The organism is Haloarcula sp. DT43 (genome assembly GCF_037078405.1).
Classification (GTDB): Archaea; Halobacteriota; Halobacteria; order Halobacteriales; family Haloarculaceae; genus Haloarcula; species Haloarcula brevis.
Genome location: NZ_JAYMGZ010000006.1, coordinates 55,148 through 66,259, shown reverse-complemented (window position 1 = coordinate 66,259; position 11,112 = coordinate 55,148). Strand labels below are relative to the sequence as shown.

General features: G+C 67.3%; 14 protein-coding genes. 8 read left to right on the top strand and 6 right to left on the bottom strand.

Annotation, left to right across the window (positions count from 1 at the left end; genetic code table 11):
* The coding region (locus tag VI123_RS18640; protein WP_336339578.1) for an NAD(P)/FAD-dependent oxidoreductase at positions 1-533 on the bottom strand (533 nt) is incomplete at its 3' end.
* Positions 534-1,007: 474 nt separating this feature from the next.
* Between VI123_RS18640 and VI123_RS18635 the strand changes: the two genes are divergently transcribed.
* From VI123_RS18635 to VI123_RS18625, 3 genes are all read left to right on the top strand, one after another.
* On the top strand, positions 1,008-1,382 hold the full coding sequence (locus VI123_RS18635; protein ID WP_336339577.1) for a winged helix-turn-helix transcriptional regulator: 375 nt from the start codon (positions 1,008-1,010) through the stop codon (positions 1,380-1,382).
* A gap of 43 nt (positions 1,383-1,425) precedes the next feature.
* Positions 1,426-1,836, top strand: a complete 411-nt coding sequence (locus VI123_RS18630; RefSeq protein ID WP_336339576.1) for a CoA-binding protein — start codon at positions 1,426-1,428, stop codon at positions 1,834-1,836.
* Positions 1,837-1,912: 76 nt separating this feature from the next.
* Positions 1,913-3,370, top strand: a complete 1,458-nt coding sequence (locus VI123_RS18625) for a lipase maturation factor family protein (protein WP_336339575.1) — start codon at positions 1,913-1,915, stop codon at positions 3,368-3,370.
* A gap of 6 nt (positions 3,371-3,376) precedes the next feature.
* Here the strand turns inward: VI123_RS18625 and VI123_RS18620 are convergent, their stop codons facing one another.
* On the bottom strand, positions 3,377-3,760 hold the full coding sequence (locus tag VI123_RS18620; protein WP_336339574.1) for a thiol-disulfide oxidoreductase DCC family protein: 384 nt from the start codon (positions 3,758-3,760) through the stop codon (positions 3,377-3,379).
* 79 nt (positions 3,761-3,839) lie between these two features.
* Here VI123_RS18620 and VI123_RS18615 point away from each other — a divergent pair, with 79 nt between their 5' ends.
* The 3 genes from VI123_RS18615 to VI123_RS18605 are packed head-to-tail and all read left to right on the top strand — an operon-like array spanning position 3,840 to position 4,716.
* Positions 3,840-4,016 carry a hypothetical protein gene (locus VI123_RS18615; protein ID WP_336339573.1) on the top strand — a complete coding sequence of 59 codons (177 nt, stop codon included), beginning with the start codon at positions 3,840-3,842 and terminating at the stop codon, positions 4,014-4,016.
* Positions 4,017-4,062: 46 nt separating this feature from the next.
* Positions 4,063-4,305 (top strand): BolA family protein, encoded by a 243-nt coding sequence (locus VI123_RS18610; protein ID WP_336339572.1) that lies wholly within the window; start codon positions 4,063-4,065, stop codon positions 4,303-4,305.
* Between the two features lie 60 nt (positions 4,306-4,365).
* Entirely contained in the window at positions 4,366-4,716 is a 351-nt protein-coding gene (locus VI123_RS18605; RefSeq protein ID WP_336339571.1) for a glutaredoxin family protein, read from the top strand.
* A 15-nt stretch (positions 4,717-4,731) separates the two neighbouring features.
* Here VI123_RS18605 and VI123_RS18600 read toward each other — a convergent pair whose 3' ends face one another.
* Complete coding sequence (locus tag VI123_RS18600) at positions 4,732-4,914, bottom strand: DUF5786 family protein (RefSeq protein WP_336339570.1); 183 nt, start codon at positions 4,912-4,914, stop codon at positions 4,732-4,734.
* A 160-nt stretch (positions 4,915-5,074) separates the two neighbouring features.
* Between VI123_RS18600 and VI123_RS18595 the strand changes: the two genes are divergently transcribed.
* The gene (locus VI123_RS18595) at positions 5,075-6,997 is read left to right on the top strand and encodes a beta-CASP ribonuclease aCPSF1 (protein ID WP_336339569.1); all 1,923 of its coding nucleotides are present in this window, start codon (positions 5,075-5,077) and stop codon (positions 6,995-6,997) included.
* 6 nt (positions 6,998-7,003) lie between these two features.
* Here the strand turns inward: VI123_RS18595 and VI123_RS18590 are convergent, their stop codons facing one another.
* From VI123_RS18590 to moaA, 3 genes are read right to left on the bottom strand one after another with little or no spacing between them, the layout of a single operon-like run.
* Positions 7,004-8,017 (bottom strand): DHH family phosphoesterase, encoded by a 1,014-nt coding sequence (locus tag VI123_RS18590; protein WP_336339568.1) that lies wholly within the window; start codon positions 8,015-8,017, stop codon positions 7,004-7,006.
* 52 nt (positions 8,018-8,069) lie between these two features.
* Positions 8,070-9,155 (bottom strand): putative sulfate/molybdate transporter, encoded by a 1,086-nt coding sequence (locus VI123_RS18585; protein ID WP_336339567.1) that lies wholly within the window; start codon positions 9,153-9,155, stop codon positions 8,070-8,072.
* Positions 9,156-9,206: 51 nt separating this feature from the next.
* On the bottom strand, positions 9,207-10,289 hold the full coding sequence (gene moaA, locus VI123_RS18580; protein WP_336339566.1) for a GTP 3',8-cyclase MoaA: 1,083 nt from the start codon (positions 10,287-10,289) through the stop codon (positions 9,207-9,209).
* 100 nt (positions 10,290-10,389) lie between these two features.
* Here moaA and yqeC point away from each other — a divergent pair, with 100 nt between their 5' ends.
* On the top strand, positions 10,390-11,109 hold the full coding sequence (gene yqeC, locus VI123_RS18575; protein ID WP_336339565.1) for a selenium cofactor biosynthesis protein YqeC: 720 nt from the start codon (positions 10,390-10,392) through the stop codon (positions 11,107-11,109).
* Positions 11,110-11,112 lie beyond the last annotated feature (3 nt).

The following is an 11,112-nucleotide window of genomic DNA, read 5'->3' as shown; positions in this document are numbered from 1 at the left end:
TTGTGCTCGTCGCGGAACTCGGCGACCTCGCCGGCCGTCTGGATGCCCGAGAGGCCAGCACCGCCGATGACCACCTGCGCCGGGTCGTTCGTCGAGGCCTCGCGGGCGGCCTGCTGAACAGTGTCGTGAATCTCCAGGGCGTCGTCGAGGCTCTTCAGCGTCAGCGCGTGCTCTTCGAGCCCGTCGATGCCGAAGAAGGCCGTCTGCGAGCCCAATCCGACCAGCAGATAGTCGTACGCGACGGACTCGGAGTCGGCGAGTGCAACTTCCCGCGCGTCGGTGTCGATTTCGACGACCTCGTCCTGCACGAACGAGGTCGAAGGCTGCTTGATTTCGTGAACGGGAATCGCGATGTTCTCCTGGACGCTGGGGTCCCGAATACACCGATGGGACTCGTGCAAGACCAGATGGTAATCCGTCTGGGAAATCCAGGTGATATCGACGTCGGCCTCGCCGTCGAGTTCGTCCTCCAGGCTCTTGACTGTCCCCGCACCCGCATACCCCGCACCAAGTACGACCACGTTCTCCGTCATAGGCCACTCTCCGGAGTCATCCGATACAAACCCTTTGGAATCCGTTCACGGCACCGCTGTTGTCCTCGCATGCTGGCACACGGTCGTGGTGCAGTGCCCAAAGTTTGCGGTCGCCTTCGGTCGCGCCCGTGAGAGAACAGAGCGCCTACCAGCGCCACAGCGCTCGCCAGTTTCGGTGGGCCCGTGGTCCGCGAGTTCCGCTCTGGCCGCTCTACGGGGCGAGTACTCGGCCCAGTATCGTGGTGGTGTCACTACCTCGTACGCCGCCCGTTCGTGCTGGGCCCCGCGACTACAGCCATACGAGAATGGGCCGTCTACTCCGAGTAAACGGTCGCTACTACCCTCGGCCGAGAGCCGTTCCGACCGCGTCCCCCGGCGAGATTTGCGTCCGGAAGTCCTGGGCGTCTTCAGTGACCCTTCAGTCCCTGTTCAGGGGTAGATATTAGCCGTCCGCGACCGAAATCTCGGCAAGACATGAGCGACTCACCGGAGCGACTCTCCGTCTGGTGTGCCGGCGAAGAGTGGTGCCCGATAACGACGACGGCCTCCCTCATCGGGAAGAAGTGGCACCCGGTTATCATTCACCGGCTGCTCGAGAACGGCCCCTCGGGATTCAACGAACTCAAGGAGAACGTCGACGGGATTTCTTCAAAGGTGCTCTCTGACAGCCTCGAAGACCTCCAGGAGAAAGGGCTCGTCGACCGGGAGGTCATCAACGAACAGCCGTTTCGCGTCAACTACTCGCTGACCGAACACGGTGCGTCGCTGGAGCCGGTAATCACCGAGATGGCGGCGTGGGGCCAGACCTACCTGCGGGAACCGAGCGAATCCGACGAACCCGCGACGTAGCGCCCGGGCAATAGCTTTTGTCGCTGCCCGGCGAACTCCGTGTATGCCCGTTAGTTCGGACGACGAACTCCGAGAGATTCTGGAACTGGACCGCGTCGCCGTCGTCGGCTGTTCGACCAGCGCCGGCAAGGACGCCCACGAGATTCCGAAGTACCTCCACGAGCAGGGGTACGACGTGATTCCGGTCAATCCCTACGCCGACGAAGTGTTCGGACAGAAGGCGTACGACTCGCTGTCGGAGGTGCCCGGCGAGATAGACATCATCGACGTCTTCAGGCCCAGCGAGGAGGTCAGCGATATCGTCGACGCGGCGCTGGAACGCGACGACGACGCCGTTATTTGGCTCCAGTTGGGTATCCACGACGACGAGGCCGTCGAACGTGCCGAGGCGGCCGGCCGCCGCGTCGTCCAGGACCGCTGTATGAAGCCGACCCACCAGCGGTTGCTGGGCTGACCGGAGAGGCGACGGCCGTGGCTGACCGCGCCGCCGCCCGGTACGGTTTAGTCCGTGGCTGGGTCACATCCGGAGTATGCTGCCGTGGGATGCAGAGGCGTACTGGCTCGTCAGGTTCCTGTTCCACCGGGGGCTGGCGGTCATCTACCTGCTCGCGTTCCTCGTCGCGGCCACGCAGTTCCGCCCGCTCGCCGGCGAGGACGGCCTGCTTCCGATACGGCAGTACGTCGACCGCCACGCGTTCCGTGACCGTCCCAGCCTGTTTTACTTCTTTCCCGACGACCGCGTCATCGGCGTCGCGGCCTGGGCCGGCGTCGGGCTCTCGGCGCTCGCGTTCGCCGGCCTCCCGTCGTGGCTCCCGAGTCCGTACGCAGTTCCGGCGTCGATGCTGCTGTGGCTCCTGCTGTGGGGTCTGTACCTGTCTTTCGTCAACGCCGGGGGGACCTTCTACGGCTACGGCTGGGAGTCGATGCTGCTTGAGACCGGCTTCCTCGCTGCGTTTCTCGGCGCGGGGTCGACGGGACCGCCGGTCGTCGTGCTGTGGCTCCTGAAGTGGCTGCTGTTCCGCAATATGTTCGGGGCAGGGCTCATCAAACTGCGCGGCGACGACTGCTGGCGCGACTGCACCGCGCTGGACTACCACTACGAGACACAGCCGATTCCGAACCCCCTGAGCTGGTACGCCCACCACCTCCCCGACCGGTTCCACCGGCTGGAGGTGCTCGGCAACCACGTCGTCGAGGTCGCCGTCCCGTTCCTCTATTTCGCCCCCCAGCCGTGGGCGTCGGTGGCGGGCGTTGCGACCATCGGCTTCCAGGGCTGGCTCATGCTGACGGGGAACTTCTCGTGGCTCAACGCCCTCACAATCGTCCAGGCAGTCGCGGCGTTCAGCGACGCGGTCCTGGCGTCGGCGCTCCCGGTCACCGCACCGAGCGCGGGCGCGCCGCCGCTGTACCTGCAGGTGCTGTCGGTCGCGCTCGCCGCCGTCGTCCTCTGGCGCAGCGTCGGGCCGGTCCGGAACATGCTCTCGGAGCGGCAGGTGATGAACACCGCCTTCGACCCGCTCCGGCTGGTCAACACCTACGGCGCGTTCGGCTCTATCACTCGCGACCGCTACGAAGTCGTCGTCCAGGGGACCACGGACGAGACAGTCACGGCCGACACGGAGTGGCGGACCTACGAGTTCGAGGGCAAGCCAACGGACCCCGCCCGACGGCCCCGCCAGGTCGCGCCGTACCACTACCGGCTGGACTGGCAGCTGTGGTTCGCGGCGATGGCTCCCTCGCCGCGGCGCAGCCCGTGGTTCCTCGCGCTGCTGGACCGACTGCTGGCCGGCGACGAGGCCACCGAGAAACTGCTCGCCTCGGTACCGTTCCCGGAGACGACGCCAACGTACGTCCGCGCGGTCCGCTACCGCTACCGGTTCACGACGCCCGACGAACGCCGCGAGACCGGGCAGTGGTGGGCGCGCGAACGCGTCGGCACCTACGTCAGCCCGGTCAGCGAGGGCGACCTGCGACTCGCCGAGGTCTGAACGGGGTCAGTCCGACCCGTCCCGGCGGGCGGGCGGCGTCTTCGACATGACCTTCCCCCACTTCGACCGGTTCTCGGCGACCCGCCGATAGGCACGCTCGCGGAGCCGCTCGTAGTCCTCGAACTGGCGGAGAAACGAGACCAGCGGCCGCGCCGGCTCGCCCAGGTCGGTGTGCGTGAGTGCCGTTTCGATGGACTCCCCGCAGGAGTACACATCCTCGTCGGTCACCAGGTGTGAACAGGTCTCGTAGTCGTCGGGCAGCCGTTCGAGCAGGTCCCCGTCGAGTTCGGAGAAGCCGACGATGTCGAGGTCCGACCGCTGCCCGATGAAATCCGCCCACCACGTACAGAAGCCGCAGTCGTCGTCGTAGACGAGCGTCGCGTCGCTCATACCGGAGCTACGCGCCCGACGCACAAACACCTGTGGTTCGGCCGGCAGGGATTTACCGACGGTCGCCGCAGGCACGGACATGGAGCGGTTCGTCGAACTGGTCGTGACCGGCGGGATGGCGCTGGTCGCCGGGCTCTGGACGGTCCGCCTCGCGGCCCCGCAGTCGGCGGTCTGGCTCGGCGGGGTCGCGCTGGCGCTTCTCGGACTGGCCGCCCTGGGCGTCGGCATCGGTCGGGAGCTGTCGCCCGACTGGTGACGACGGGACGCCAACTGTTTTGCCCGCCGCGCCCCTGAGGGCGCGTATGGACGAGGATGCGGTCGCCGAACTCATCGAGGAAGCGCTCCCGGAGGCACGGGCGACGGTCACCACGCCGCGTGACCCCGACGACGACAAACACTACGCCGTTCGCGTGGTCTCGCCGGCGTTCGAGGGGGAGTCGCTGGTCGACCAGCACCAGCTCGTCCACGACGCGCTGGGGGACCACCTGACACGCGACATCCACGCCATCGAGCTGACGACGCTGACGCCCGAGGAAGCCGAGTAGGCAGTCGCCGACGAGCCACACCGTCGGTACGCCTTTATTGCCGACGCCGTTAGGGTGCGTATGGCATTCGAGCCCGAAGAACTCTCGCCCGAAGAGGTCACAGAACAGGTCGACAGCGTCATCGCGGACAACGAGGTCGTGCTGTTCATGAAAGGCAACGAGCTGATGCCCCAGTGTGGCTACTCGAAGAAGGCGCTCGGCCTCCTGAAACAGTACCGCGAGGACATCGAGACGGTGGACGTCCTCAAAGCGACAGACGCCTACCGCGAGGCGCTCGAACGGCACAGCGGGCGCGAGACGATTCCACAGACGTTCGTCGACGGGGAGTTCATCGGCGGGAGCGACATCCTCGAACAGTTGGACGAACGCGGCGAACTCGCCGAAAAAGTCGGACGGGAATCGCCGTTCTGACGGTATTCGAGGCGCTTACTCCTCGTCGTCTTCGTCTTTCATGTCGCCGAGCTTGTCGACGAGGTCGCTCGTCGATGCCTCCGTCTCGAAGGAGACCGACCCGTCGTGGTCGTTCTCGTGGACCGCAACGCCGTCGCTGTCGTCCGCGTCTACGTCGTTGTCCTTCTGTTCGGATTCATCGTAGCTACCAAAGCCCATATGGAGATATCTCGCAGTCCCACACTAAAATTCGCCGGTTCCCGCCGGGACGCCGGGCGAGACAAGCAAAGGTTCTTTACCGTGCTCGCACTCCCGCTAGATAACGGCAGTCGAGAGCCGTGGTTTTCCGACGGCTATCGGGCCTCCCATCTCCACACGTATGAGTTCCGCAGACGAGACACTTGATCGAATCAAAGCACAGGTCGAAGAAGAGACACCGGACGACATCGAAATCGAATCGGTCGCTTTCGAGGGGCCGGAACTGGTCATCTACACGCCGGACGCACAGACGGTCGCCAACCGCGACGGCATCGTCCGGAACCTCGCCCAGACGCTCCGCAAGCGTATCAACGTCCGGCCCACGCAGGGCGCTCTCGTCCCGCCTAACGAGGCCGAGGCCCGAATCACGCAGACGATTCCCGAGGACGCCGGCGTCCAGAACCTCGACTTCGACCGCCAGACCGGCGAAGTGTTCATCGAGGCCGAGAAGCCCGGCCGCGTCATCGGCCGCCACGGGGCGACCCTCGACGAGATATCGGCCTCCGTCGGCTGGACCCCCGAGGTCGTCCGGACGCCGCCGATGGAGTCCTCGACCGTCTCGAACGTCCGGAACTACCTCAAGCAGGAACGCGAGGAACGGCGAGACATCCTCCAGCGCGTCGGCCGCCAGATAAACCGCCCCACGACGAGCGACGAGGACTGGGTCCGACTCACCACGCTGGGCTGTTGCCGGGAGGTCGGGCGCGCGTCGTTCATCCTCTCGACGCCCGAATCTCGCATCCTCATCGACTGTGGCGACAAGCCCGGTGCGGAGGGGGAGGTGCCGTACCTCCAGGCTCCCGAGGCGCTGGCTGCGGGCCCGAACTCGCTGGACGCCGTCGTGTTGACCCACGCCCACCTGGACCACTCCGCGCTCATCCCCATCCTGTTCAAGTACGGCTACGACGGGCCGATTTACACCACCGCGCCGACGCGGGACTTGATGGGTCTCCTGCAACTGGACTACCTCGACGTGGCCTCGAAGGAAGGGCGCACCCCGCCCTACGAGAGCCAGCAGGTCCGTGACGCGCTGAAACACACGATTCCCCTGGAGTTCGGCAACGTCACCGACATCGCGCCGGACATCAAGCTCACGATGCACAACGCCGGCCACATCCTCGGGTCGGCGGTGTGTCACTTCCACATCGGCGAGGGGCGGTACAACGTCGCCTTCTCCGGGGACATCCACTACAAGGACACCCGCCTGCTCGACGGCGCTGTCAACGACTTCCCGCGGGTGGAGACACTCGTCCTCGAATCCACCTACGGCGGGAAAAACGACTATCAGACCGACCAGTCCGACTCCGAGCGCGTCCTCAGGGACGTCATCAACGAAGCCCACGAGCGGGGCGGCAAGATACTGATTCCGGCCTTCGCCGTCGGCCGCTCCCAGGAGCTCATGCTCGTCCTCGAAGAGGCGATGCGGGAGGGCGACATCCCGACGATGCCAGTGTACTTGGACGGGATGATTCGGGAGGCGACGGCCATCCACACGGCGTACCCGGAGTACCTCCGGGACGACCTCCGCCGGCGCATCCTCTACGAGGACGAGAACCCCTTCCTCGCCGAGCAGTTCGAGCAGGTCGACGGCGGCGACGAGATGCGACGGGACATCGCCGACGACGAGCCGGCCATCATCCTGACCACCTCTGGGATGGTCACCGGCGGCCCCGTGATGTCCTGGCTCCGGCTGCTGGGCAGCGACCCGGACAACACGATGGCCTTCGTCGGCTACCAGGCCGAGGGGACGCTCGGTCGCCAGATTCAGCGCGGGCAGGACGAGATTACCCTCGGGGACACGAGCGGGCCACGCGCCGAGCGGGTGAGCCTCAGGCTCGCCGTCGAGACGGTCGACGGCTTCTCCGGCCACGCCGACCGGCAGGGCCTGGAGTCGTTCGTCGAGACGATGCACCCGCGGCCGGAGAAGATTCTCTGTGTCCACGGCGACGAGTCCTCGACGAACCAGCTCTCCTCGGCGCTGTACCAGAAGTTCAACATGCGGACCCACAACCCGAAGAACCTGGAGACGTTCCGGCTGTCCTGACCGGCCTCACTCCTCCTCGGCGAGGTTCAGCCCGGCGAAGAGCCGCGCCGAGATGACTTGCTCGACGATGTCGACGAAGACCGCGTCGTCGTTCGTGTAGTCGGCGAAGATGCCAAGCGGCACCTCGCCGCCGGCCATCTCGCGGTGGCCGCCGGCGCTCCCGACGTCGCCCAGGGCGTCGTGTAGAACGTCGCCGATGTGGACCCGCGCGTCCGTCGACCGGGCGCTGAGCTGGATGGTGTCCTCGACGACGCCGAAGACGATGGCCGTCTCGACGCCCTCCAGGGTCGCCAGGTAGTCGGCCGCCTGCGGGAGCGCGTCCCGCTCCCCCGTCCGGCCGACGTGTGATATCAGTACCGACCCGCGGACCGTCCGGTTCTCGATTGCGTCCGCGATGGCGTCGACGGTCGCGCCGCTGACCGACGGCGAGGAGAGCTGGCGCAACAGGTCCGAATCGGCCGCGTCCGTCAGGAACCCGGCGGCCCCGTACTCGTCGGGCGTCACGCCGCGCAGGAACCCCAGCGTCTCCCGGCGGATGGCAAACAGCAACGCCGTCGCCAGGCGGTCGTCGAGTTCGATGTCGAGGTCCCGGAGGTACTCGGTCAGTATCGTCGCCGTCGCCCCGATTTCCACCCGGTGGTCGACGAACCGGGCGTCGATGTCCTCGGCCGGGTGGTGGTCGATGACGATGTCGACAGGGACCCCCTCGGGGACCCGGTTGTTCGAGCCGGGAACAGAGTGGTCGACGAAGGCGAGCAGGTCCATGGGGTCCCGGTCGGTCACGTCGGCCGCGTCGAACTCCTGGACGTCCATCTCCAGCAGATTGACGAACGAGCGGTTCTGCTGGTGGGAAATCTCGCCGCTGTAGAGGATGCGCCGCTCGTCGATGCCGACGGCGGCGGCGATGCGGCCGAGCGCGAGCGCGCTGGCCAGGCAGTCGGGGTCGGGGTTGTTGTGACAGACGATGGTGAGCGATTCGCCCTCTCCGAGCACGTTCTCCAGTTCCGTTGCGGGGCGCATCTGTCCCGACGGTTCGGCCTCCTGATACAAGCGTCTGTGGGCCGGTCGGCCGTCACAGGCGGGCGCGAAGTTGCTGGACGGCGACGCCGAGAACGAACGCCAGGCCGAGGTTGACGAGCACGCCGAGGCCGCCGATTGCCGCGACGACCGCCAGGTCGTCCGTCCGGGAGACGCCGGTCCAGCCCAGCTGGAGGGCAATCAACACCAGGATGACTCCGAGCAGGGCCGTCGGGTAGGCCGCGACGACACCGACGGCGAGGAACGCGGTCAGGACGTAGCCCGCGCCGAGTATCAGGTTCGCGCCGGCCGTCCTGGCTCCGAAGGCGTACTTCCCGGCGACGCCGCCGCTGCCGTGACACATCGGGAACGCGCCGAACGGGACCGCCGCCAGGTTCATCAGCCCCATGCTGTTCGAGAGCTGGTCGGCCGACACGTCCCGGTCGAAGTAGTCGGCCAGCAGGACCGACGTGGCGAGGGCGGCGTTGCCCACCGTGACCGCAATCTGGGCGAGGACGGCCTCGGCCGTCTGTGCCGACAGCGTTATTTCCGGGAGCATGAACATGGCGTCGACGGCGGGGACGGCCGGCGTCGGTACTCCGGTCTCGGCGAGGGCCAGGACGACCCCGAGGACGAAGACGGCGAAGGCGCTCTGCCCGCCGTAGCCGACCGCCGCGAGGACGGCGACCACACCGACGGCGACGGCGACCAGCCGCGGGTCGCTGAGCCCGAGCCCGACGCCCGTCTCCAACAGGACCAGGGCGACGCCCAGTTGGACCCCGCGGACGACAGTGTCGTCGACGTACCGATTGACCGTGCCGAGCGACCGCGAGGTGCCAAGCGCGAGCAAGACGACGGCCACGAGCAGTCCCGCGACGACGAGTTCGCCGGTCGAAATCGTTCTGGCGACCACGAGGGCGGCGAAGGCCTTCATCGGCTCGACGGAGATGGGGACGCCGTAGTACAGCCCCCAGACGACCTGGAACACGCCGAACCAGACGAGCATGACCGGCAGCGAAAGCTCCGTCAGCACGGCGACGGCGACGACGACCGGGAGCACCGTCGCCGAGTCCCCCACCGCCCCGGTCAGCTCGTTCCACGACAGCGAGACCGCCGTCCGGTCGCGGAACGGGACGCCCATTCTGGCCGATTTACACGACGGAACAGTAAGAGCGTTTGGTCGGGGCGGGCGCTACTCGGAGTACTCGTAGGGCGCACGGTCCCCGTCGGTGTCGATGTACGCCTCGTTTATCTCCCACTCGCCGTCCTCGGTTTCGACCATGTACTCGCCGTAGTAGGGAACGCGGGTGTCGACGGTCTCGCGGAACGCGGCGCGCATCGACTCCTTGGTCGTGCCGATGTCGCGCAGGTCGTCGTTGCGGTTCAGACAGCCCTTCAGGTAGCCGTCGTGGGTGAGCCGCACGCGGTGGCAGTTCGCACAGAAGTTCTCGTTGCCGACGGGGTCGACGATTTCGACCATCCCGCTGTTGTGGTTGTTGACCGGCTCCGTCCGCATGCCGCCGTCGGAGGCGGCCAGCGAGGTGGTCGCGCCCCCGCTCTCGACCGCCGCGTCGCGGCCGTGTATCCAGTAGCGCTTGCGGTCGTGCATCTCGCGGTGTTCGACCGTGTCGGCGCGGTCCTCGAGCCAGTCGTGGACGCGGTCGATGTCGATGGCCCACTCCGGGTGGCCGGCCAGCTCCGGCATGTACTCGATGAGCTGGAGCTGGAGGCCGGGGTTCTCGGCGACGTGGTCGACCATCTTCGGGACGTAGCCGGCGGTCGGCTCGAACACGACCATGTTGAGCTTCACCGGCGCGAGGCCGGCGTCCAGCGCCGCTTCGACGCCTTCGAGGACGCGGTCGTAGGCCCCGCTCTGGGTCAGTTCAGCGAAGGCCTCGCTGTCCAGCGCGTCCTGGGAGACGTTCACCCGTTCCAGCCCGGCGTCGACGAGGTCCGGGGCGCGGCCGGGGAGGAAGGTCCCGTTCGTGGTCATCGACACCTCCATCTCGTCGGGGGCGCGCCGGACGATTTCCTCCAGGTCCTCCCGGAGCATCGGCTCCCCGCCCGTGAACTTCACCGAGTCGACGCCGAACTCGGCGGCGACTTCGAGGAAGGCGACGATAGTGTCGGCGCTGAGTTCGTCGTCCTGTGCCTCCATCGGGCCCCGCGTGTCGCCCAGCCCCTCGTTGTGGCAGTAGACGCAGTCGAAGTTACACCGGTCCGTGAGGGAGACGCGGACACCGGACACCTCGCGACCGAAGTCGTCTTCGAGCATTTCCTTGCTAACTATTCACAGCACATCCCCTTAAATGACGTGACTGTCCCGGTTCGGCCGCCGGGGTAACGGTTAATCCGGCCACCGCCCTGCAGGGCGTATGGACATCGTCGACGCGCTGGACGCGCGGCACGGGACCATCTGTTTCGTCGGCGCAGGGGGCAAGAAGACGACGATGGCGACGCTCGCACGGCGGCTGGACCGCGCGGTCGTCACCGCGACGGTCCGGATTCCGATTTTCGACGGCTGGGTCGCGGAGGTCGTCGTGACGGAGGCCCCGCGGGACGCCATCGACGCGGCGACCGCGTGGCCGCTGGGCGTCGTCCCGGCCCAGGAGCGGCCGGACCGCTATCGGGGCTACGACACGGCGACGGTGGCCGACCTGGCCGCCGTCGACCACCCGGTTCTGGTGAAAGCCGACGGCGCGCGGATGCGGGAGTTCAAGGCACCGAGCGACCGCGAGCCACAGCTCCCCGAGACGGCGTCGACGGTCGTCCCCATCGCCAGCGCGCACGTAATCGGCGAACCGCTGACCGACGACATCGTCCACCGGGTCGACGAGGTGGCCGCGATTACCGGACTCGACCCCGGCGACGAGATTCGACCGGCCGACGTCGCCGCGGTGCTCGCCAGCGACCGCGGCGGGCTGAAGGACGTGCCCGCCGACGCGACCGCGGTGCCCCTGCTCAACATGGTCGACGACGCCGACCTCGAAGCGAGCGCGCGGGCCGTCGCCGCGGCGCTCCACGAACGGGCCGACGTCCCGCGGGTCGTCCTCGCGGAGATGCGGGCCGACGACCCGCTGGTGGCGGTCGTCTGAGCG